Source organism: Halobaculum sp. D14, assembly GCF_051195135.1.
Taxonomy (GTDB): Archaea; Halobacteriota; Halobacteria; order Halobacteriales; family Haloferacaceae; genus JBNTKA01.
The window spans coordinates 496,509-517,521 of record NZ_JBNTKA010000002.1; the positions used below are offsets into that span (position 1 = coordinate 496,509).

Consider the following 21,013-nt stretch of genomic DNA (forward strand, 5'->3'; position numbering starts at 1 on the left):
TCTGTCCTTCGCGTACCGACAGGTATGTCGAAGCACTTCGAGGACGCACGGTACTACCTCGGCCGAGCCGCAGACCACGCCAAGGAGGGCGTCAAAGAGGAGGTCCAGCCCATCGAAGAGCGCGTCCGCGAACTCGTCGGGAAGGAGAAGGAGCCGGAGCCCGACCGGCTCGAGAAGCTCCAGGCCGACCTGAAAGAGCTGTCAGAGCGCGCCGAAGGCGAGACGAAAGCGGCCGTTCAGGACGCCCGCGACCGCATCAAGGAGTACCGCGCGAAGAGGTAAGCCTTAAGCCCGGCACCCGGTTACGACGCACTGCCGGGTTGGTGGTCTAGTCCGGTTATGACGGCTCCTTCACACGGAGCAGGTCGGCGGTTCGAATCCGCCCCAACCCACTCTCCGATTCTCACATCGCCGAGCGGCGCACATGGGGCGCGGAGTATCGTCGAAAACAGCGCGTCGTCGGAAGCGCCGTCGGAGTTTTCGCGACGGTCGGTTGGGAGTCCGCGCTCCGGTTTCTTCTCGGCGTCGCGGGCGTTGTGAGTTCCGCGTTCTGCGGGCAAATTTCCGGCTTCGACCGCCGCGCAGCCTTGCGGTTATCGGCGCTGAAACTTTGACCCGGTGCGTTATGGTGGGCGCCGCGAACCGCCGGGTATGGAACGGCGCGAGGACTTTTCGAACGGGAGTGACGACCGAAACCGAACCGACGGCGGCGTCGAGGCTGCGAGCGGCAGCGCGCGAGGCGACGGGACGACGGACGACGCCGCGCAGGACGGCGTCATCACGGCCGACGTGCGGCGCGCGGTCGACGGGAGCGAACTGACCGACGCCATCGGCATCGACGAGTCGGAGATCGCGTGGCGGAAGAGCTTCGTCGGCTTCGACGACGCCGACGAGCGCCGGCTCGCCGACCTCTCGGACGTGTTCGACGACGTCGCGGACGAACTCGTCGACGACTTCTACGACACCATCGCGGCGCACGACGACGCGCAGTCGTTCATCGACGACGGCAGCGACAAGTCCGTCGCGGCGCTCGAACGGACGCAGGCGGAGTACCTCCGCGGGCTCGGCCGCGGCGACTACGGCCAGCAGTACTTCGACGGCCGGGCGCGCATCGGCAAGATTCACGACATGCTGGACCTCGGGCCGAAGTACTACATCGGCGCCTACGAGGTGTACTACCGCGGCCTGTTCGACGCGTTCGTCTCGGAGGCCACCGACGAGTTCGACCTCGACGCCGACGGCGACGGCGCGGCGGCGCTGGAGTCGGTGCGCGACCGGATGCTGTCGACGCTCCGGCTGTTGCTGCTCGACCAGGGCGTCGCGATGGACACGTACATCCAGTCGTACGCCGACCGGCTCGAAGCGGAGACGGAGCGCCGACGACGGCTCGCGGCCGAGGTTTCGACGGACGTCCAGCACCCGCTCTCGGAACTGGAGGACGCGGCCGACGAGGCGGCCGGCGCGGCGGAGGACATCACCGAGGCGGCCGACGAGCAGGCGACCCGGATGCACGAGGTGGAGTCGGAGGTGTCGTCGCTGTCGGCGAGCGTCGAGGAGGTGGCGGCGACCGCAGAGCAGGTCGCGGCGACCTCGGAGAACGCCGGCGACCTCGCTGACGACGGCGTCGACGCCGCCGGCGACGCGCTGTCGACGATGGACGACATCGAGTCCGCGACCGGCGAGGTCGCCGCGGACGTCCGCGGCCTGCGCGAACAGGTCGACGAGATCGACGAGGTCGTCACGGTCATCGACGAAATCGCGGACCAGACGAACCTGCTCGCGCTGAACGCGAACATCGAGGCGGCGCGGGCCGGCGAGGCGGGCGACGGCTTCGCGGTGGTCGCCGAGGAGGTGAAGCGGCTCGCCGAGGAGTCACAGGAGCGCGCCGCCGAAATCGAGGGGCTGGTGACGTCGATTCAGTCGCAGACCGGCGAGACCGTCGAGAGCCTGAACCGCACCGAACAGCGCATCGACGAGGGCGTGAGCCGCGTGGAGGCGGCGATGGAGAACCTCGACGACATCGCCGACGCGGTCCAGGAGTCCGTCGACGGGATTCAGGAGGTCGCCCGCGCCACCGAGTCGCAGGCCGGGTCGACCGAGGAGGTCGCGTCGCTCGTCGAGCAGGCGACCGAGGAGGCCGAGGCGGTCCGCGAGAGCGTCGCCGACATCGCCGCCGCCACCGAGCGGCAGACCGACCAGCTCGGCCAGGTGAACGAAACAGTCCGGCGGCTGACAGACTGACGCGTCTCGCCGGAGGAGCCAGCCAAAACCGTTGTGGCCGAGCCCCCGGAAAACCGGGCGTACGGTCAACTGAGGGCATTACAGGCGGAAGATATCACGCGTAGACGCGGCTCGGTGGCCGTTCGTCGGGCGGCTCGGCGTCCGGCTCGACGGAACCAACCTTCAAGACGCGGGGGGCTGTATCTCCACGACAGCGTTATGGATATCTCAAACATCGCCGTGCCGGAGTTCGTCGAGGTCGACGCGGATGAACGACTCGGGAAGGTCCGGTCGCTGTTCGACCGCGAGAACCCGAAGGGGATCATCGTGATGGAGGACGGCGAGTACGGCGGCGTCATCGGCGAGCGCGAACTCATCCGGTCGCGCGTCGAAGACGACACGAAGGCGGCGGCGCTGATGAAGCCGGCGCCGGAGGTGTCGCGGACGGAGGACGTCCGGGAGGTCGCGCGGGTCCTCGTCGAGGGCGGCGTGAAGGTCGCGCCGGTGTACGAGGGCGACCAGCTGTACGGCATCGTCACCGTCGACGCCATCCTCGAAGCGGTGCTCGACAGCCTCGACGCGCTCACGGTCGACGACATCTACACGGACGGCGTGGTTTCTATCGAGGAAGACGCCGGCGCGGGGCAGGCCATCAACCGCCTGCGCGAACACGGCATCTCCCGGCTCCCGGTGCTGAACGACGCCGGGAAGCTCGTCGGGATTCTGACGACGCACGACATCGTCGACTTCGTCGTCCGCGAGAGCGACCGGCAGGGCCGCGGCGACCGCCGCGGCGACATCGACCGGATGCTCGACCTCCCGGTGTACGACATGATGTCGAGCCCGGTCTACACGGCGACGCCGGACGAGTCCGTCGAGGACGCCGTCGCGCAGATGCTCGAACAGGACGTCAACGGCCTGGTCGTGACGCCCGCTGACGACGACAGCCACGCCGCCGGCGTCATCACGAAGACGGACGTGCTCCGCGCGCTCACCTACACCGAAGAGGAGTCGATGGACGTCCAGATTACGAACGTCGAACTGCTCGACACCATCTCCCGGCAGGACATCATGGAGTCCATCACGAAGGTCGCCGACAAGTACCAGGAGATGCAGGTGCTGCACGCGCACGTCCGGCTCCACGAGCACAAAGAGAAGCTCCGCGGCACCCCGCTCATCCAGTGTCAGATTCGGCTCCGGACGACCCACGGCCAGGTCGCCGGCTCCGGCGAGGGCTACGGCGCCGAACACGCCTTCCACGTCGCGCTCGACAAGCTCGAACGCAACGTCCTCGAAGTGAAAGGCGTCACCGCCGACGAGCGCTACCGCGGCCAGCTGCTCCGCAAACTCGGCGAACTGTAATCCGCGACGGCGTCGTCCCCGGTCTCCGTTTTTCTTCAGCCGCCGTCCGTCCGCGCCGGTTCTCCGTCGCCCGCGGCGGCCGCCGGTTCGGTCGCCGCCCGTTCGACGCGCCGAACGTCCTCCGCCGTCGGGTCCGGCGCCGGCAGCCGAAGCGGGTCGTCGCCGGCGCGGCCGACGACGACCTCGGTCGTCCGCGACCGCAGGTACAGCGCCAGCAGCGCCGCAGCGACGAGCAGACAGGCCGCGCCGGCGACGCGGAGCGCGTCGTCGAGCAGCGCCAGCAGGCCGACGACGCCGGACGCCGCGGACGCGAGCCCGCCGACGCCGGTGCTGGACGCGCCGGACGCCGCAGTCGACGTCGACGCCATCGAGTCGAGCGACACGACGGAGCCGAAGCCGACGAGAATCAGCCCGCAGAGCAGCGCGTACGTCGCCGGCCGGAGCAGCCAGCCGCGGCCGGCCGCCGACAGCGACACGTCCGTGACGTTCGCGCGGTGGAGCGCGCGGAGGTTCGGCGCGTCGTCGCCGCCGGGCGTGTACGCGAGCAGCCGGTGGCTCGTCGCGACGAGCGTCCCGCCGTCGAGCAGCAGCGACGCGCGCCGCGTCTCCCCGCCGTACAGCAGCGCGTCGACCGGGTCGTGGGCGGCGTCGCCGTCGGCCGAGTCGCCGCCGGCCGCGCCGGGAACGTCGGAGAACGGGTCGTCGGTCCGCGGACCGCCGGTGTCGACGCCGGCGCCGGCGTCGCCGCTAGCGCCCGTTCCGGTGTCGCTGAAAAAGCCGCCCGTTCCGTCGGCGTCGCGGTCCGTCGGTTCCGAGTCCGGCGCCGCCGATTTCGGCGGCGTCGACTCCCGGGGCGTCGCGGCTGGGGCGTCGCCGTCGGCGAACTGGTCGCCGCCGGCCGGGTCGCCGTCGTCACCCCGGGTCATCGGCTCAGTTCCCGGCGAGGCGCTCGGCGATGCGGTGGGCGCCTTCGGCGGCGGCGAGGTCCGGGTCGTCCGGCGTCGCGACCTCGACGTCGCGGTCGAGCTCCGCGCTGAGCCGGCGCTCGAACTCGTCGGCGAGCCCCGGGATGCAGGCCATGCCGCCGGTGAGCGCGATGCGGTGTTCGAGCGCGAGCTGGTACGGCTTCATGTAGTCGTTCGCGAGCTCCGGCAGGAACTCGTTCGCGACCTGGTCGACCGCGGCGTCGACGTACCAGTCGAGCGCGTCCATCACGGAGTCCTCGATGGTGAACTCGTGGCTGCCGCCGCCCGGCTGCTGGATGACGTCCGTGAACGGCTCGAACGCGTCGAAGTCGCCGTGCTGCTCTTTGTACTCGCGGGCCGTCGTGAGGTCGACGTGGACGCGGCCCTGCGTCTCCTCTTCGACGTTCGCGACGATGCGGCGGTCGACGTCGTTGCCGGTGACCGAGCCGGTCGAGAACGGGACGAGCTGGTCGCCGCGGCGGTACGCGCACGCCTCGAGGTTCGTCGAGCCCATGTTGACGGAGATGAACACCTCGTCGATGGCCTCGACGCCGTCGCCGAGCGCCGGGATGGCGCCGCAGAGCGACTCGGGGTACGACCGCATCTCGGCGGCGCCGATGCTGGACGACTCGATGACGTCCGTGAGGTTCTCCAGCCCGTCGTCGTTCTCCATCGTCGGGATGGCGTAGACGACGGCGGAGTCGTCGGGCACCGAGTTCGCCTCGATGAGTTCGGTGAAGAACCGGTCGGCGAGCTCGGCGCGGTCGTCGTCCTCGGGGAGGCCGGACCGCAGCATGTACTCGACGCGGTCGGGGTACTCCGCGGCGGCCTGCTCGCCGAACAGCGCCTTCTCGTCGCCGGTGATGGCGTCCTCGTAGGTGGCGAGGCAGGTGAGCGTCCGGACGGTCTCGACGTCGCCGTCGCGTTCGCCGGGGTAGCGCAGCACGGTCCGCGTGGAGCCGAGCTTCACGCCGACCGGAGTCGGTTCGTTCGCTTCGAAGTCGTCGCCTGAGTTAGATTCAGCTGCCATGGTTATCGGAGCGCGGCGAGGCGGGCGACGAACAGGAGGCTCGTCCGGTGGTGTCCGGCGCCGAGTCGTCCGTCGTCGGAGTCGTCGAACGCTTCGAGGTGCGCCGCGAGGGCGTCCTCGGCGTCGGCGCCGAGCCATTCGACTCGCCGGTACAGCGCGAGCGCGTCGCGGGCGCGTTCGCGCCCGCCGACGCCGACGAGGTAGTGCAGCCAGTCCAGCGCGAGCCGGGTCGCCGCCACGGAGTCCGGGAGACTCCGCAGGTACGGCCGATCCGCGCCGTCGGCTGCCGCCTGGAGGACGAACGCGTCCTCCACTTGCGCCGCCCGCACGCGCGCTTCCGCGCCGCCGAGGAAGTCGTGCGGGGTCGCCCACCGCTCGCCCTCCTCGGTCCCGTGCGTCGGCGCCGCCGCTCCCGCCAGCGCCCGCAACTCCTCCGGGTCGTAATCGCTCGGTTTGAGCATCGTGTTCGTCCGCACTCCCTGTGCCGCTGCTCTCCGGTATCCGTATCCAACATAAATCCCTTCGTGCCCGAGTATCACCGGTGAAAACCGCGGTGGCGACGGTGGCGGCGGCGACGATGGCGGCGACGACGGTGACGACGGCGACGCGTGTCGGTGACGCCCGGTCGGCAAGCCGGGTCAGCGACGCGGGTCAGCGTCTGCGGTTCGCTGCCGGTCAGTAGCCGCGGGGTCGTACCGGTCAGTCGTCGCGCAGCGTGAACGTCACGCGCTCCCTGTCGCTTCCCTGCGTGGTGCGGCCGGTGACGTCGACGCGGCCGAGTTCGGCGGTCGACGCGACGTGGGTGCCGGCGCAGGCGGTCCGGTCGAACGGGTCGGACTCGTCGCCGATTTCGACGATGCGGAGCTCCGTGATGGACTCGGGGAGCAGGTCGATTCGGGTGCGCTCGGTGTCGAGTTCCGCCTCGGCGGCGTCGCGGTCCATCGTGTAGTGCCGCACCGCCAGCGCGTCGTCGACGAGGTCGTTCATGCGGGCCTCGACGTCGTCGAGGTCGTCGGCCGAGAACTTCGGGTACTCGGCGTCCAGCCGGGCGCGGTCGTCGTACAGCTGGTTGCCGACGGTCGGCGCGTCGAACTCGTCGAGCAGCACCGCCGAGAGCAGGTGCTGGGCGGTGTGGTACCGCATGTGGGCGCGCCGCCGCTCCCAGTCCAGTTCCGCCTCGACGACGTCGCCCTCGGCGGGTACGTCGCCGTCGACGGTGTGGTATATCGTGTCCTTCTTCTGGACGTCCGTGACGGTCGCCTCGCCGCCGTCGAACCGGAGCGTCCCGGTGTCGTTCGGCTGGCCGCCGCCTGCCGGGTAGAAGTGGGTGCGGTCGAGGACGACGCGGTCGTCGAGGACGCGCTCGACGGTCGCCTCGAACGACGCGACGGAGCTGTCTGCGAGGTACAGCTGTTCGGTCATACGCGACGGAAGCCGGCCGCGGCGGATAACGGTTCGGCTCGCGGAGACTCGGGCCGGCGGCCGGCGGCAGCCGGCTCTTGCGGCGCCGGCTGCGACGTCAGCCGGGGAGGAGGTCGCCGAGCGCGGCGCCGACTGCCATCGGGACGAAGGCGGCGAGGACGCCGCCGGCGGCGAGCATCGGGTCGCTCCAGTCGACGCGGCCCCAGACGGTCATGCCGGCGAGCGCGGCGAGGAAGGCGACGCCGAGCACGCCGACGAGCCGCCGCGGGAGGACGCCGAACAGCGGGTCGTGGACGCGGACCTCCTGGATGTCGGCGACGTAGATGATGCCGACGACGAGCGCGACGGTGAACAGCGCGGTGCCGACGAACGCGAGCGGGTGGGCCGCGAGGAACTCGCCGACCTCCAGGGTGCCGCCTTCGACCAGCATCGGGATGCCGAAGACGACGCTGCCGAGCAGCGCCTCGGCCAGGTCGCCGCGGTCGAAGCCGTGAATCACCTTCCCGAAGACGCTCGGCGTCGACATGTCGCGGGCGGTCCGCATCGCGTCGCGGACCTGCACCCGCTCGTCGTGGTCGTCGACGACGGTTTCGAGCGCCTCCAGCTGCTCGATGAGGTCCTCGACGGTCGGCTCCTCGCCGCCCCCGTCGGCGCCGTCGTCGCTCCCGGAACTCATGGCCGTTCCTGCCCGCGGCGACGATAAAAGCGTTCGCGTCCGGCGGCCGGCCGACCGGAGCCCTCACCGGCGGCCGATTCTGTCGGCGACGAAACGGACAGAACGACCGGGGCAACAAGGGATTTAAACCGGGGAGGCGGTTATAGCGGCGAAATGAGTAGCGGGACGACCCGCCCGGGGACACCCCGGGGGCCGGGTCTGCGTCCGGCAGCCCGAGCAGGCCGCCGTTCGCGGTCGACGTTCACGAACCGTTCAGCGGCCGAGGGAAGCCGATGAGCAGCCCTCGCGACGCGGAGCCGATAGACATCCTGCTCGTCGAGGACAACCCCGGCGACGTCCGGCTGACGAAGGAGGCGTTCGCGGACGCCAAACTCGCGAACGACCTCCACGTCGTCACCGACGGCGAGGCCGCCCTGGAGTTCCTGTTCCAGCGCGGCGAGCACGCGGACGCGCCGCGGCCGAACCTGACGCTGCTCGACTTGAACCTCCCGAAGGTCGACGGACTGGACGTCCTCGAGGAGATGAACGACGACCCGGCGCTCCAGCGCATCCCGGTCGTCGTCCTCACCGGGTCGGAGGCCGAAGAGGACATCGTACAGAGCTACGAACACCACTCGAACGCCTACCTGACCAAGCCCATCGACCCGGACGAGTTCGTCGACCTCGTCAGGTCGTTCGAGGAGTTCTGGCTGACGCTCGTCGAACTCCCGCCCAGCCCGGACTGACATGCCCGACCAGACGCTCCCCCGAATCCTGCTCGTCGAGGACAACCCCGGCGACGCCCGGTACATCGAGGAGTTGCTGGCGGACGCCGCCGAGTTCACGGAGCGGCCGTTCGACCACGACGACCTGCTCGACGCCCGGCCGGACGGCGCCGGCGACGGCGAGATGTTCGTCCACGAGACGCGGCTCGAAGACGGCGTCGACCGCTTCCGGACCGAGCCGTTCGACGTCGTGCTGCTCGACTTGAACCTCCCGGACAGCACCGGCATCGAGACGCTGCGGACGCTGCACCGCCGGACCGGCCCGGTGCCGGTCGTCGTGCTCACCGGCGTCAGCGACCACGAGGTCGGCGTCGAGGCGCTCCGCGAGGGCGCCGAGGAGTACCTCGTGAAAGACGAAATCAACCCGAACCTCCTCGCGCGAACCGTCTACCACGCCATCGAGCGGAAGGCGCACGAGCGGACCCTGAAGCGGTACGAGACGCTCATCGAGGAGTCGACCGACGTCAACGCCGTCATCGACCTCGACGGCACGGTGAGCTACGTCACGCCGTCGGTCGAACACGTCCTCGGCTACCCGCAGGACGCCCTCGTCGGGGAGAACACGTTCGAGTACGTCCACCCCGACGACCGGGCGGCGCTGCGCGCGGAGTTCTCGTCGCTCACCGACGACAGCACGTACCGGGCCTCCGCGGAGTTCCGGTTCAGACACGCGGACGGCTCCTGGGTCGACCTGGAGGCGCGCGGCCGGAACCTCCTCGACGAGCCGGCAATCGGCGGGCTCGTCGTCTACACCCACGACGTCACCGAGCGGAAGGCGTACGAGCGCCGACTCGAACTCCAGCGCAAGCGGCTCGCCGCGCTGAACCAGCTGAACGGCGTCGTCCACGGCGTCACCGAGGCGGTCATCGACCGGTCGACGAGACAGGAGATCGAACAGATCGTCTGTGAGCGGCTCGCCGAGTCGGCCTCCTACGAGTTCGCCTGGATCGCCGAGCACGACCGGACGACGCGGTCGGTGACGGTGCGCGCCGAAGCCGGCACCGGCGACTACCTCGACGAGGTCTCGCTGTCGATGGACCCGGACGACGAGACGGGGCAGGGGCCGACGCCCCGGGCGCTGCGGACCGGCGAGCCGCAGACGGTCCGCGACGTCGCAAGCGAGGAGTCGTACGCGCCGTGGCGCGAGGCCGCAGACGAGTACGGCTTCCGGTCGTCCGCCGCGATTCCCATCAGCCACGAGGACACCGTCTACGGCGTCCTGAACGTGTACGCCGACCGGGAGGACGCGTTCCGCGACGAGGAGCGGACCGTCCTCGGACACCTCGGCGAAATCGTCGGGCACGCCATCGCCGCCGCCGAGCGGAAGCAGGCGCTGATGAGCGACAGCACCGTCGAACTCGAGGTCCGGGTCCCCGACGTGTTCGACGCGCTCGGCGTCGAGGCGTCGTCGGCGGAGACGCTGACGTTCGAGCGGGCGGTCCCGGTCGACGACGACGAGTTCCTCATCTACGGCGTCGCCCCGGAGCACGCGACGTCGGTGCTCGAATCGCTCACCGAGCAGTCGGCGTACTGGACCGACTTCGACGTGGTGAGCGAGACGCTCGACGACGTCCGGTTCGAGCTCCGAACCGCCGACGAACCGGTGATGGCGCGGGTCGCCGAACACGGCGGCTCCGTCGAGCAGATGGTCATCGAAGACGGGACGCTCCGGATGGTCGTCCACCTCCCGCCCGACGTCGCCGTCCGCGCGGTCATCGAGACGATTCGGGACCGGTACCCGGAGGCGGAGCCGGTGGCGCGCCGACAGCTCACCGACCGGTCAGGCGAGAACCAGCAGCTGAAGGAGGCGTGGTCGGAGGAGCTGACCGACCGGCAGCGCACCGTCCTGGAGACCGCGTACTTCGCGGGCTACTTCGAGTGGCCGCGGCAGGCGAACGGCGAGGAGGTCGCGGAGTCGCTCGGCATCTCGTCGGCGACGTTCTCACAGCACCTCCGCGCGGCGGAGAACACGATTTTCGGCGGGCTGCTCTCCGACGGAGACGACCGGAACGACCGGAACGGACGGAACGCCCAGAACGGGTAGCGTCGCCGCCTTCCCACGGCGGCGACCTCGTCCCAACACCACTCGTGCGCTCTCGACGACCCACCCCGGCTCGTCCTCGCCCGTTTCGTCCGGTCCCCACCCGCGTCCACGGTGGTCGTCGTGCACGGTCGCCACGGCGACCCGGCTGTGCGCCCGGTCCGGGCCGCCGTCGGCGCGCCGCGTGGAGCGTCGGCCGGCCGGCGTGCATCCACAGCGTGCGTTCGGCCGGCGCGTCGGTTCGCTCGAGTCCGCGTCCCAACCGAACTCAAGCGACCTGTATCGATGCGGCGGCGCCACGTCCCGGTTGTCCCTAACAGGTTTGGTCGCCCCTGCGTCAGCGTCGTTCCGCCACCGAAACACCTGTTGGGCGGGCGGGCGACGCGGCCAGTGTGACTCGACGCGTCCTGGTTCCCATCGACAGCTCCGAACAGTCCACCGCCGCCCTCGAACACGCGCTCGACGTCCACGGCGACGCCGAGTACGTCCTGGTGCACGTCGTCGACCCGAACCGCTGGATTTCCACGGGCGACGCCGAAGGCGACGTCTACTACTCGAAGGAGCTCGAAGAGACCGCGAAGAACGCCGCGAAGGAACTCCTCGCGGACGCGGAAGCCGTGGTCCGAGAGCGCGGCGCGGCCGCCGAAACCGAGACGCTGTACGGCCCGCCCGCCCGGACCATCGTCGACTACATCGAAGCGCACGACCTCGACGCCGTCGTCATGGGGAGCCACGGCCGCACCGGCATCGACCGGCTCCTGCTCGGCAGCGTCGCCGAGAAAGTCGTCCGCCGCTCGCCCGTCCCCGTCACCATCGTCCACTGAGCCGCGCAGTTCTTCCAGCCGCTCAGCGGCCGCGTTCGTCGTCCGTCGCCGCCCGCAGCAGCAGCGTGATTCCGTCGGGGTCGTCGACCGCGACCGCGTCGCCGCGTTCCCGGACCGCGGCGACGTCCGCGGCTTCGAACCGATTGCGCGCCGCCACCACGGCGTCGCCGTCGGGGAGCACGAACTCGAACCAGTCGAGCCCGCGGCCCGTCGCCGGCGCCGTCCGGCCGTTCCACGTGTTCAGGCCGACGTGGTGGTGGTAGCCGTCCGCCGCGAGAAACAGCGCCGACGGCCCGAACGCCTGCCGCACCCGGAGGCCGAGCGCGTCGGCGTAGAACGCACGGGAGGCGTCGATTGACGACACTTCGAGGTGGACGTGGCCGACCGTCGTTCCGGGCGGCGCGGCCGACTCGCCCGCCGCGTCGGTGCGGAGCGAATCGAGGTCGAGCGGCAGCGTGTCCATCTCGACGCGGCCGTCGTCGGTCTCGGGCCACTCGCGGCGCGGCCGGTCGCGGTACAGTTCGACGCCGTTCCCCTCCGGGTCGCGGAGGTACAGCGCCTCGCTCACGCGGTGGTCGGAGGCGCCGGTGAGTTCCCACTCCGCCTCGACGCGGCCGAGCGCGTCGGCGAGCGCGCCCCGCGACGGGAACAGGAACGCGGCGTGAAACAGCCCGGTTTCGTCGCGGCCGCGCTCCGGCGCGTCGGGCGCCGCGGTCAGGACGACAAGCGGGTCGCCGCCGGCGCCGAGCACCGCGCGGTCGTCGCGGCGCTCCAGCACCGCGAGGCCGACGACGGACTCGTAAAACGACACCTGCCGGTCGAGGTTCTCGACGCGGAGCGCGACGCGGCCGACGCGGGCCGCGTCCGGAACGGCCGCCGTGGACGATTCGGTCACGTCGACCCCTTCGCGCGGCGACCCAAAAGCGGTGGCGCTGGCGGCCGGCGGAACCGGGAGTTACCGGTGCTCGTCGGCGTCGGCGGTGCCGTCGGCCGCGTCGTCGACGCCGGCGCCGAGCGCGTGCCAGCTCAGCCGCGGGTTCCGGGCGGCGCTCGCCTGGTCGATGCGGCGCGCGGCGGTGTGGGTCGGCGCGGACTGCAGCGTCTCGTCGCTGTCGGCGACGGCGCCGTTGAACGCGGCGGCGAGGTCGTCGAGCGACTCGCGGCTCTCGATTTCGGTCGGCTCGGTCAGCATCGCCTCCGGCACCATCTCCGGCCACTTCGTCGTCGGCGGGTGGACGCCGTAGTCCAGCATTCCCTTCGCGACGTCGGCGGCGTCGCGGTCGCCGGCCGTCGCGGCGAACTCGTGGTGGAACGGGCCGTACGGGACGTCGAGGTCGACCTGCTCGGCGAGGTAGTTCGCGTTCAGCACCGCCTTCGCGGAGGCGTCGAGCAGCCCCTCGTCGCCGAGCCGGTGGATGTAGGCGTACGCCTTCACCAGCACCAGCCAGTTCCCGCCGAATCCGTGGACCTTCCCGACGCTGTGCTCCGGCTCGAACAGTTCGAACGCTGGATTCCCGTCGTCGCCGTCGCGGTCGCCGCCGGCCGCGTCGCTGCTGCCGCCGGATTCGGTGTCGTCGGCCGCGTCGCTGTCGCGGTCGCCGTCGACGCGGCGGACCTGCGGCCGCGGGAGGAACGGGGCGAGGTCGTCGGTGACGCCGACCGGGCCGGCGCCGGGGCCGCCGCCGCCGTGCGGCGTCGCGAACGTCTTGTGGACGTTGTAGTGCATGATGTCGAAGCCCATGTCGCCGGGGCGGGCGCGGCCGAGCAGCGCGTTCAGGTTCGCGCCGTCGTAGTACAGCAGGCCGCCGGCGTCGTGGACGAGGTCCGCGATGGTCTCGATGTCGCGCTCGAACAGCCCGACCGTGTTCGGATTCGTCAGCATCAGCGCCGCGGTGTCCTCGGAGACGGCGGCCTCCAGCGCCTCGACGTCGACGCGGCCGTCGTCGTCCGAGGGCAGTTCGACGACGTCGTAGCCGGCGAGCGCGGCCGTCGCGAAGTTGGTGCCGTGCGCCGACGACGGGATGATGACCTCGCTGCGGTCGTCGCCGCGGTGTTCGTGGTACGCCTTCGCGACGGCGATGCCGGTGAACTCGCCGGCGGCGCCCGCGGGCGGCTGGAGGGTCACGGCGTCCATCCCGCCGATGTCGGCGAGGTACTCCTGCAGCCCGTACAGCAGTTCGAGGTTCCCCTGCACCGACTCGGGGTCGCGGTCCGGGTGGACCGCCGCGTTCGGGTCCGCGGCGACGTCCTCCGTGAACGACGGATTGTACTTCATCGTGCAGGAGCCGAGCGGGTACGGCCCGGACTCGACGCCCCAGTTCATCTGCGAGAGCCGCGTGTAGTGCCGCGCGAGCTCCGGCTCGGACAGCGACGGCATCGTCAGCGAGTCGCGCGTCAGGTCGTCCGGCAGCACCGACTCCGCGCCCGGGTCGACCGCCGTGGCGTCCTTCTCCGCGAGCAGCGGCTCGTTCCGGTCGTCGCTGCCGTAGCGCGCCTGGTCGTGCTGCATCAGGCGACCACCTCGGCGAACGCGGCGACCAGCCCGTCCGTCTCGTCGGCGGTGAGGTCCGTGACGCACACCTGCAGCGTCTCCTCGTCGAGCGTGTGCACCGCGTAGCCGCGGTCGCGGAGGCCGTCCGCGGCCGTCGGCGCGTCGACCGGCGCGTCCGCGACGCCGACGGCGAACTCGCGGAAGTGGTGGCGGTCGTGCAGCGGCGCGGTGACGCCGTCGACGCCGTCGAGGTCGGCCGCGAGCGACGACGCGTCGCGGACGCAGTCCTCGGCGAGGCCGGCGAGGCCGTCGGCGCCGAGCATCGCGGCGTGCATCGCGGTGCGGAGCGCGACCCACGCCTGGTTCGTGCAGATGTTGGAGGTGGCGCGCTCCTTCCGGATGTGCTGTTCGCGGGTCTGCAGCGTCAGCGTGTACGCGCGGCGGCCGGCGGCGTCCTCGCTGGCGCCGACGAGCCGCCCCGGCACCTGCCGGAGGTAGTCCTCGCGGCACGCGAACAGGCCCAGCCCCATCCCGTAGCTCGCCGGGAGGCCGAGCGCGCCAGCCTCGCCGACGACGACGTCGGCGCCGACCGCCGCCGGCTCCCGGAGCAGGCCGAGCGCGACGACGTCGGTGCCGACGCAGAACAGCGCGTCGCTGTCGGCGGCGACGTCGCCGACGGCTTCGAGTTCCGGCTCGATGGCGCCGGTGACCGTCGGGTTCTCGGCGTAGACGAACGCGGTGTCGTCGTCGACGCGGTCGCCGAGCGCGTCGAGGTCGGCGGTGCCGTCTCGGTACGGGTAGGTCTCGACTGCGAGGTCCGCGCCGTCGACGTAGTTGTCGAGCGTCGCGCGCTTGCCGTCGCGGAGCGCCTCCGGGACGAGCACGGTGTCGCCGGTGGCGTCGCGGACGCGGTCCGAAAGCAGCGCCGCCTCGGCGAGCGCCGACGCGGCGTCGTACATCGAGCAGTTCGCGACCGACAGCCCGGTGAGCTCCACCAGCATCGACTGGTACTCGAACAGCGCCTGCAGGAACCCCTGCGTGATTTCGGGCTGGTACTGCGTGTAGCTCGTCAGGAACTCCGAGCGCGCCGAGAGGTCGTCGACCAGCGACGGCACGTAGTGGCTGTAGTGGCCGCGGCCGAGGAACTCCGTGAGGTCGTCGTTGCGGGCGAACGTCTCGCGCAGGTCGGCGCGGACCTCGCGCTCGCCGCGCCGCGGAATCCCGAACTCGCCGTCGAACGCCACCGACTCGGGGATGTCGAACAGGTCCGCCTCGCTGTCGGCGCCGACCGCTTCGAGCATCGCCGCGGTGTCGGCCGGCGAGTGCGGCGCGTACGGCGACCCCGCGTCGCGTCCGCTCATCGGCGCACCGCTCCTCCGCGCACGTCACGTCCGTGTCGTCCGAGGACCGAAACCCGTCCACGTCTGTTCATAGGTGTGGCTACGACGCGGGAACCAAGAGTCGTTCGTTCCCGGTTCAGCCGGCCGGCACCGGCCGTCTCGCGGCGGGACGAGTCGTCAGCGCGCCGACTGCCGACGGCTCCGGCGGGCGGGCGGGCCGCCTCACTCGATCTGGCCGCGGTAGTCGTCGGCGCCGAGCAGGTCGTCGAACTCCGCCTCGTCGCTCGGGTCGACTTCGAGCAGCCAGCCGTCGCCGAACGGCGCCTCGTTCACCAGTTCGGGCGCGTCGAACAGCTCGTCGTTGACGGCGACGACCTCGCCGGACACCGGCGCGTACAGGTCCGAGACTGCCTTGATGGACTCGACGACGCCGAACTCCTCTCCGGCCTCGATTTCGTCGCCCTCCGCGGGCAGCTCGACGAACACGACGTCGCCGAGTTCGTCCTGCGCGAAGTCCGTGATGCCGACGCGGTGGGGCGGCTCGGTGCTGACCCACTCGTGCGATTCGCGGTACCGGTTGCCGTCGGGAACGTCGAAACTCATCGGCGTGGGAGGTGGGTACTCCGGTTCGGTGCTAAAGTCCTGCCCTTCGCGTCGGCGGTGCGGTGGCGGTGGCGTCGGCAGTGCGGTGGCGTCGGCGGTGCGTCAGTTGAACGGCGGCTGAACGACCTTCGCGCGCTTCTCCTTGCCGCGGACGACGACGTTGACGGTCGTCCCGGGGTCGGTGAAGTCGACGGGGAGGTAGCCGAGCGCGATGGGGCGGTCGAGCGACGGGCTCATCGTACCGCTGGTGACGACGCCGACGACGTGGCCGTCCTCGTCCGTGACGTCGTAGCCGTGCCGCGGGACGCCGCGGTCGAGCAGTTCGATGCCGACGAACCGCTCTTCGACGCCGGCGGCCCGCTGTTCGGCGAGCGCGTCGCGGCCGACGAACGACGTGTCGAGGTCGACCGCGAACCCGATGCCGGCCTCGAACGGCGTCCGCGGCTCTTCCGCCGGGTCGAAGTCCTGCCCGGACAGCAGGAACCCCTGCTCGATGCGGAGCGTGTCGCGCGCGCCGAGCCCGCACGGCGTGCACTCGTCGACGAACGCGCTCCACACCGCCTCCGCGTCGCCCCACGGCGCCAGCACCTCGAAGCCGTCCTCGCCGGTGTAGCCGGTTCGGGACACCCAGCAGTCGGCGCCCGCCACCGTCGCCTCGGTCGCCTCGAACGAGTCGAGCGACAGCACGTCCGCGTCCGCCTCGTCGTCGACGACGCCGGGCGCGTCGGGCCCCTGCACCGCGAACATCGCCCAGTCCTCCGTGACGTTCCGGACCTCCGCGTCGAGGCCGTCGGCGTCGCGGGCGTCGACCCAGCGCTCGTGCATCTGCTCGTCGTGGCCGGCGTTCGGAATGAACAGGTACGCCGCGGCGTCGGCGTTCGCGTCGCCTGCGTCGTCTGCGTCGGCCGCGACGTCGCCCGCGTCCCGCGCTCCGCCGGCGTCGTCGGGCACGCGGTCGTCCGGCAGCCGGTAGACGACGGTGTCGTCGAGCAGCACGCCGTCCTCCCGGCAGATGCCGGCGTACTGGGCGTCGCCGGGGTCGAGTTCGGCGACGTCGTTCGTCGTGAGCCGCTGCAGCAGCGCGGTCGCGTCCGGGCCGACGACCTCGATTTCGCCCATGTGGGAGACGTCGAAGACGCCGGCCGCCTCGCGGACCGCGGCGTGTTCGGTCCTGATGGAGTCGAACTCCACCGGCATGTCCCACCCGCCGAACTCGGTGAACTTCGCACCGCGGTCGGCGTGGACATCGCGCAGCGGCGGCTTCCGTAAGGCCATGTCGGACGGTCAGACGGCGGGGAGTAATGTCTTGTTATCCCGACGGACCGGCGTGCGGACGCCGCGTCCGCCGGCGCCGCCGGCCTCGGCCCGGGTCAGTCGTTGAGCAGCGTCCGCTCGAACCGGTCGGCGGGCAGCCGCAGGTCGTCCAGCCCCGGGAGGTGCTTGACGTTGTAGACGACCTTCAGTTCGTCCGTCAGCGGCGCGCCGATGCAGGACAGCCGGAAGCCGCGGTCGAGCATCTCCTCGGAGAGGACGTGGTTCGCCGGCATGTCCAGTTCGCCCTCCACCACCGCCACGGCGCAGTTCGCGCAGGCGCCGCCGCGGCAGGCGTACGGCCACGCGAACCCGCGGTTCTCGGCGGCCTCCAGCAGCGACTCGTGCGGCTCCACGAGGAACTGGCCGTAGTCGTCCGGGTCGAGGTCGGCGTCCGCGGCGGCGTCGAACAGGTCGTCGTCGTCGAGGCTCCAGCCGCGGTCCGCGACCACGTCGTAGTTCAGGTACTCGACGCGCGCCGTCGTCTGCCGAGACGGCGCCCCCTCGTCCCCCGACCCGCTCCCCGACCCGCTGCCGGACTGCTGCCGGGCGGCGCCGGGTGACCGACCGTTCTCTCCGCCGCTAGCCTCGTCGCCGTCGGCGTCGCCGTCGGCGCCGCGGCTGCTCGGCCGCACGTCGACGTCCGCCCAGTCGCCCGACTGGAGCTCCTCGTACGCCGCCCGGACCGCCTGGAACTCCTCGGCCGACCCGCCGTGGTCCGGATGCGTCTCGAGCACCCGACGCCGATACGCGCGCTCGATTTCCTCGTCGTCGGCGTCCGCGTCGAGCCCGAGCACCTCGAACGGAGAATCCACGATGTGGCGACAGTAGGTGTTCGCCGGAGTAAACGCTGTCGCGTCTCGCCGTTTCCGCGTCGAGGCCGCGCTCGAAGCGAGCCGAAAAACCGGGTCGGCGGAAATCAGGTCTGCGGGAACCGAGTCGGCGGAAAATCGGGTCGGCCGTGGCGTCTGTCGGTCTGCGGCCGGGTCAGTTGTCGTCGACGTAGGCCGCCACGTCGAGCATCCGGTTCGAGAAGCCGTACTCGTTGTCGTACCACGTCAGAATCTTCGCGAGGCCGTCCTCGCCGACCGTGTTCGTGGAGTTCAGGTCGACGTACGACGAGAACGGCAGGCCGTTGATGTCGCGGGAGACGACCTCGTCGTCGGTGTATCCGAGGACGCCGGCGAGCGGGCCGTCGTCGGCGGCGTCGCGGAACGCGGCGTTGATCTCCTCGGCGGACGGCGACGATTCGAGGTCGACGACCAGTTCGGTGATGGAGCCGTTCGGCACCGGGACGCGCATCGCCATCCCGTCGAGTTTGCCCTGCAGCTGCGGCAGAATCTCGGTGGCGGCCTGCGCGGCGCCGGTGGACGTCGGCACGATGTTCTCGGCGGCGGCGCGGCCGCGGCGCGTCTTCCCCTTCGGGCCGTCGACGAGGTTCTGCGACCCGGTGTAGGCGTGCACCGTCGTGAGGAGGCCGTGCCGGATACCGAACTCCTCGTCGAGCACCTTCGCGATGGGCGTCACGGAGTTCGTGGTGCAGGAGGCGTTCGAGACGACGCCTTCGCCGTCGTACTCGTCGTGGTTGACCCCGTAGACGAGCTGTTTCACGTCCTTCTCTCCTTTCGGCGGCGCGGAGATGACGACGGTGTCGGCGCCGGCGTCGAGGTGCCGGGAGGCGTCGTCGTGGGTGCGGAACACGCCGGTGCATTCGAGCGCGACCTCGACGTCCAGGTCGTCCCACGGCAGGTCCGCCGGGTCCTGCTCGTCGAGGACGGGGACGGCGGTGCCGCCGATGGAGAGTTCGGCGGCGTCGGCGTCGTACGTCAAGCCGTCGAGCCGACCCATCACGGAGTCGTAGCTGGCGAGGTAGCGCATGTCCTCGCCCTCCATCACGTCGTTGATGCCGACGAGTTCGATTCGCGGGTCTTCGAGCACCGCGCGGAAGACGTTCCGGCCGATGCGGCCGAAGCCGTTCAGGCCCACTCGGACCGGGCTGTCGACGTCGTCGCCGGCGGCGAGGTAGGATTTACTCATAACCGAATGACTGCTGCGGCCGGACTTAACTCTTGTAGGTCTCGCGGAGGCGCAGCGCCGGGACGACCGCGCGATGCCGCGGGGAGAAGGCTTATCGGTGCGAGCGGGATACGTCGAGGTATGCGGGACGACCCCAACGACCCGTTCGGCGATATCTTCGACGAAATCGAACGGATGATGAACGAGATGGCCGGCGGCACCGGCCCGAACAGCAGCCGAGGCGACGCCGGCTTCGGCGAGGAGACGCACGTCTCCGTCTACGAGGACGACGGGGTCGTCCGACTCGTCGCCGACCTCCCCGGCGTCGACAAAGACGGCATCGACCTGCAGTGCGACGGCACGACGCTCACCATCTCCGCTCACGGCGACACCCGGCGGTTCGACGAGCGGATTCAACTGCCGGTCCGCGTCGACGAACACTCCGCGTCCGCGTCGTTCAACAACGGCGTCCTCGAAGTGACGTTCGACGCCGACGAGCAGTCCGCCGACATCGACGTCGAATAAGCCGAACCGTCCGACCGCCGCCCCGTTCCCCCGGTGAGCGACTGGCCGCCGCCGGTGAACTGCGCCCGCTACCCCTCCGACGGGCGGTGCGGTCGTCCGCGCCGCGGGGACAGAGCCTTTATTCGTCCACTCACGAAGGGACGACCGTGCCGAAAGTCGAAGTCACGCTGCCCGACCAGATCGAGGGAGAAATCAACCGGCTCGTCGAACAGGGCGAGTTCCTCAACCGCGACCAGGCGCTCGAAGACCTGCTGACCCGCGGGGTGTCCGCCTACCAGACCACCGACGACTCCACCCAGGAGATGGACGAAACCATGTTCAACCAGATGACCGAAGACCAGCAGGACCCCGCGATGCAGGAGGACGACCAGTCCGACGACTACACCTTCTAACTCCGGAACCGACGACTTCCGCGTTTTCTCCGCCTCGCAGCCCGAGGCTCAGCTGTCCGTCGCGGTGCCGTTACCGCCGCGGTCGACGACGCTGTCGCCGCCTGCGGCGTTCGACGCGGCTCGCTTGACCAGCGCGGCGACGCGGCCGTCGAAGCCGTCCTCGTACTTCGCCGCGTCGTCGACGGTCGGCCGCGCGTTCGTCTCCGAAACGACGAGCCTGCCGTCGGTTTCGAGCAGGTCCACGCCGAGCAGGTCGCCGCCGACCGCCGCCGCCGCGCGTTCGGCGAGCGCCCGGTGGCGGTCCGGCAGGTCGGCGGCGACGGCTTCGGCGCCGCGGTGAACGTTGTGCTTCCAGCGGCCCGTCGCGAGCGCGTCGTCGGGGAGTCGGCGTTCGACCGCGCCGACGCAGCGGCCGTCGACGACCATGGCGCGGTAGTCGCGCGCGCCCGGCAGGTACTCCTGGAGCAGGTACGACTTGTCGCCGGTCGCGCGGTAGTCGTGCACCAGGTCGAGGTAGTCGGTGACGCCGAGCAGCGAGTCCGGGTCCGCGACTTTCGCGATGCCGGTGCCGCGCGTCGCCGAGTTCGGCTTCACGACGAGCGGGTAGCCGACGCGCTCCGCCGCGGCGAGCACGTCGTCTTCGTCAGCCGGATTCGACACCAGCGCGGTGTCGGGCGTGTCGACGCCGGCGGCCGACAGCGTCGCCAACACGCCGGCTTTGTTGCGGGAGGCGACGACGACGTCGCGGCCGTTCACCCACGGCACGTCGAGGTGCGCGTCCAGCACCGCTCCCTCCATCAGCCGCGACGGGTACACCCAGCCGACGTCGACCGGCGGGAACGGCGAGTCGTCCGCGTCGACCGGTACGACCCGCGCCGTCGGGTCGACGTGGACGACGTCGATGTCGTGCGGTGCGAGCCGCGCCGTCAGCCGGTCGAACGTCTCCGAACTGGTCGTGACGGCCAGCCGAAGCCGCGGCGGGTCTGCGCGCGTCATCGGTTCTCGTCGTCGCTGACGGGCGGCCGCGGCAT

General features: G+C 71.0%; 21 protein-coding genes and 1 tRNA gene. 9 read left to right on the top strand and 13 right to left on the bottom strand.

Annotated features, from left to right (window positions below; translation table 11 throughout):
• Positions 1-24 precede the first annotated feature (24 nt).
• The 4 genes from ACQUST_RS08310 to ACQUST_RS08325 all read left to right on the top strand — a co-directional run bounded on the left by ACQUST_RS08310 (position 25) and on the right by ACQUST_RS08325 (position 3,582).
• Positions 25-282, top strand: a complete 258-nt coding sequence (locus ACQUST_RS08310) for a DUF7553 family protein (protein ID WP_435127229.1) — start codon at positions 25-27, stop codon at positions 280-282.
• Between the two features lie 35 nt (positions 283-317).
• Positions 318-392: transfer RNA gene (locus ACQUST_RS08315), tRNA-Val, on the top strand.
• A 259-nt stretch (positions 393-651) separates the two neighbouring features.
• Positions 652-2,241 (top strand): globin-coupled sensor protein, encoded by a 1,590-nt coding sequence (locus tag ACQUST_RS08320; RefSeq protein ID WP_435127231.1) that lies wholly within the window; start codon positions 652-654, stop codon positions 2,239-2,241.
• A gap of 198 nt (positions 2,242-2,439) precedes the next feature.
• Positions 2,440-3,582, top strand: coding sequence for a CBS domain-containing protein (locus ACQUST_RS08325; RefSeq protein ID WP_435127233.1), 1,143 nt, complete (start codon positions 2,440-2,442; stop codon positions 3,580-3,582).
• A 35-nt stretch (positions 3,583-3,617) separates the two neighbouring features.
• Here ACQUST_RS08325 and ACQUST_RS08330 read toward each other — a convergent pair whose 3' ends face one another.
• The 5 genes from ACQUST_RS08330 to ACQUST_RS08350 form a co-directional block, all read right to left on the bottom strand.
• Positions 3,618-4,508, bottom strand: a complete 891-nt coding sequence (locus tag ACQUST_RS08330; protein ID WP_435127235.1) for a hypothetical protein — start codon at positions 4,506-4,508, stop codon at positions 3,618-3,620.
• Between the two features lie 4 nt (positions 4,509-4,512).
• Positions 4,513-5,577, bottom strand: a complete 1,065-nt coding sequence (locus ACQUST_RS08335; protein ID WP_435127237.1) for a hypothetical protein — start codon at positions 5,575-5,577, stop codon at positions 4,513-4,515.
• A gap of 2 nt (positions 5,578-5,579) precedes the next feature.
• Complete coding sequence (locus tag ACQUST_RS08340; protein ID WP_435127239.1) at positions 5,580-6,038, bottom strand: FlaD/FlaE family flagellar protein; 459 nt, start codon at positions 6,036-6,038, stop codon at positions 5,580-5,582.
• 238 nt (positions 6,039-6,276) lie between these two features.
• A complete protein-coding gene (locus ACQUST_RS08345; protein ID WP_435127241.1) occupies positions 6,277-6,999 on the bottom strand; it encodes an alanyl-tRNA editing protein in 723 nt (240 codons plus the stop codon).
• A gap of 97 nt (positions 7,000-7,096) precedes the next feature.
• A complete protein-coding gene (locus ACQUST_RS08350) occupies positions 7,097-7,675 on the bottom strand; it encodes a DUF2391 domain-containing protein (protein ID WP_435127243.1) in 579 nt (192 codons plus the stop codon).
• A 272-nt stretch (positions 7,676-7,947) separates the two neighbouring features.
• On the opposite strand from ACQUST_RS08350, the gene ACQUST_RS08355 reads away from it, so the two are divergent.
• From ACQUST_RS08355 to ACQUST_RS08365, 3 genes are all read left to right on the top strand, one after another.
• On the top strand, positions 7,948-8,400 hold the full coding sequence (locus ACQUST_RS08355; RefSeq protein WP_435127245.1) for a response regulator: 453 nt from the start codon (positions 7,948-7,950) through the stop codon (positions 8,398-8,400).
• A gap of 1 nt (position 8,401) precedes the next feature.
• Positions 8,402-10,483, top strand: coding sequence for a bacterio-opsin activator domain-containing protein (locus ACQUST_RS08360; protein WP_435127247.1), 2,082 nt, complete (start codon positions 8,402-8,404; stop codon positions 10,481-10,483).
• A gap of 389 nt (positions 10,484-10,872) precedes the next feature.
• A complete protein-coding gene (locus ACQUST_RS08365; protein ID WP_435127249.1) occupies positions 10,873-11,304 on the top strand; it encodes a universal stress protein in 432 nt (143 codons plus the stop codon).
• A gap of 22 nt (positions 11,305-11,326) precedes the next feature.
• Here the strand turns inward: ACQUST_RS08365 and ACQUST_RS08370 are convergent, their stop codons facing one another.
• The 7 genes from ACQUST_RS08370 to gap form a co-directional block, all read right to left on the bottom strand.
• Positions 11,327-12,199, bottom strand: coding sequence for a VOC family protein (locus ACQUST_RS08370; protein WP_435127251.1), 873 nt, complete (start codon positions 12,197-12,199; stop codon positions 11,327-11,329).
• Between the two features lie 60 nt (positions 12,200-12,259).
• Positions 12,260-13,813 carry an aminomethyl-transferring glycine dehydrogenase subunit GcvPB gene (gene gcvPB, locus ACQUST_RS08375; protein WP_435127253.1) on the bottom strand — a complete coding sequence of 518 codons (1,554 nt, stop codon included), beginning with the start codon at positions 13,811-13,813 and terminating at the stop codon, positions 12,260-12,262.
• A complete protein-coding gene (gcvPA, locus tag ACQUST_RS08380) occupies positions 13,813-15,156 on the bottom strand; it encodes an aminomethyl-transferring glycine dehydrogenase subunit GcvPA (RefSeq protein WP_435127255.1) in 1,344 nt (447 codons plus the stop codon). Before gcvPA ends, gcvPB begins: the two co-directional genes overlap by 1 nt.
• A gap of 201 nt (positions 15,157-15,357) precedes the next feature.
• The gene (gene gcvH, locus ACQUST_RS08385; protein ID WP_435127257.1) at positions 15,358-15,738 is read right to left on the bottom strand and encodes a glycine cleavage system protein GcvH; all 381 of its coding nucleotides are present in this window, start codon (positions 15,736-15,738) and stop codon (positions 15,358-15,360) included.
• A 102-nt stretch (positions 15,739-15,840) separates the two neighbouring features.
• Complete coding sequence (gene gcvT, locus ACQUST_RS08390; RefSeq protein ID WP_435127259.1) at positions 15,841-17,013, bottom strand: glycine cleavage system aminomethyltransferase GcvT; 1,173 nt, start codon at positions 17,011-17,013, stop codon at positions 15,841-15,843.
• 95 nt (positions 17,014-17,108) lie between these two features.
• Entirely contained in the window at positions 17,109-17,864 is a 756-nt protein-coding gene (gene fer, locus ACQUST_RS08395) for a ferredoxin Fer (protein ID WP_435127261.1), read from the bottom strand.
• 172 nt (positions 17,865-18,036) lie between these two features.
• Positions 18,037-19,086, bottom strand: coding sequence for a type I glyceraldehyde-3-phosphate dehydrogenase (gene gap, locus ACQUST_RS08400; RefSeq protein WP_435127263.1), 1,050 nt, complete (start codon positions 19,084-19,086; stop codon positions 18,037-18,039).
• A 120-nt stretch (positions 19,087-19,206) separates the two neighbouring features.
• Between gap and ACQUST_RS08405 the strand changes: the two genes are divergently transcribed.
• Both ACQUST_RS08405 and ACQUST_RS08410 read left to right on the top strand, forming a co-directional pair.
• The gene (locus tag ACQUST_RS08405) at positions 19,207-19,590 is read left to right on the top strand and encodes an Hsp20/alpha crystallin family protein (RefSeq protein ID WP_435127265.1); all 384 of its coding nucleotides are present in this window, start codon (positions 19,207-19,209) and stop codon (positions 19,588-19,590) included.
• Between the two features lie 146 nt (positions 19,591-19,736).
• Positions 19,737-19,982: a DUF7120 family protein gene (locus ACQUST_RS08410; RefSeq protein ID WP_435127267.1), complete on the top strand. Its 246-nt coding sequence runs from the start codon at positions 19,737-19,739 to the stop codon at positions 19,980-19,982.
• A 48-nt stretch (positions 19,983-20,030) separates the two neighbouring features.
• On the opposite strand, the gene ACQUST_RS08415 is transcribed toward ACQUST_RS08410, so the two are convergent.
• Entirely contained in the window at positions 20,031-20,978 is a 948-nt protein-coding gene (locus ACQUST_RS08415) for an ATP-grasp domain-containing protein (protein ID WP_435127269.1), read from the bottom strand.
• Positions 20,979-21,013: the final 35 nt, after the last annotated feature.

Coding starts and splice junctions, on each gene's coding strand:
- ACQUST_RS08310 (WP_435127229.1), top strand. CDS start 25: ATGTCGAAGCACTTCGAGGACGCACGGTACTACCTCGGCCGAGCCGCA.
- ACQUST_RS08320 (WP_435127231.1), top strand. CDS start 652: ATGGAACGGCGCGAGGACTTTTCGAACGGGAGTGACGACCGAAACCGA.
- ACQUST_RS08325 (WP_435127233.1), top strand. CDS start 2,440: ATGGATATCTCAAACATCGCCGTGCCGGAGTTCGTCGAGGTCGACGCG.
- ACQUST_RS08330 (WP_435127235.1), bottom strand. CDS start 4,508: ATGACCCGGGGTGACGACGGCGACCCGGCCGGCGGCGACCAGTTCGCC.
- ACQUST_RS08335 (WP_435127237.1), bottom strand. CDS start 5,577: ATGGCAGCTGAATCTAACTCAGGCGACGACTTCGAAGCGAACGAACCG.
- ACQUST_RS08340 (WP_435127239.1), bottom strand. CDS start 6,038: ATGCTCAAACCGAGCGATTACGACCCGGAGGAGTTGCGGGCGCTGGCG.
- ACQUST_RS08345 (WP_435127241.1), bottom strand. CDS start 6,999: ATGACCGAACAGCTGTACCTCGCAGACAGCTCCGTCGCGTCGTTCGAG.
- ACQUST_RS08350 (WP_435127243.1), bottom strand. CDS start 7,675: ATGAGTTCCGGGAGCGACGACGGCGCCGACGGGGGCGGCGAGGAGCCG.
- ACQUST_RS08355 (WP_435127245.1), top strand. CDS start 7,948: ATGAGCAGCCCTCGCGACGCGGAGCCGATAGACATCCTGCTCGTCGAG.
- ACQUST_RS08360 (WP_435127247.1), top strand. CDS start 8,402: ATGCCCGACCAGACGCTCCCCCGAATCCTGCTCGTCGAGGACAACCCC.
- gcvPB (WP_435127253.1), bottom strand. CDS start 13,813: ATGCAGCACGACCAGGCGCGCTACGGCAGCGACGACCGGAACGAGCCG.
- gcvPA (WP_435127255.1), bottom strand. CDS start 15,156: ATGAGCGGACGCGACGCGGGGTCGCCGTACGCGCCGCACTCGCCGGCC.
- gcvH (WP_435127257.1), bottom strand. CDS start 15,738: ATGAGTTTCGACGTTCCCGACGGCAACCGGTACCGCGAATCGCACGAG.
- gcvT (WP_435127259.1), bottom strand. CDS start 17,013: ATGGCCTTACGGAAGCCGCCGCTGCGCGATGTCCACGCCGACCGCGGT.
- gap (WP_435127263.1), bottom strand. CDS start 19,086: ATGAGTAAATCCTACCTCGCCGCCGGCGACGACGTCGACAGCCCGGTC.
- ACQUST_RS08405 (WP_435127265.1), top strand. CDS start 19,207: ATGCGGGACGACCCCAACGACCCGTTCGGCGATATCTTCGACGAAATC.
- ACQUST_RS08415 (WP_435127269.1), bottom strand. CDS start 20,978: ATGACGCGCGCAGACCCGCCGCGGCTTCGGCTGGCCGTCACGACCAGT.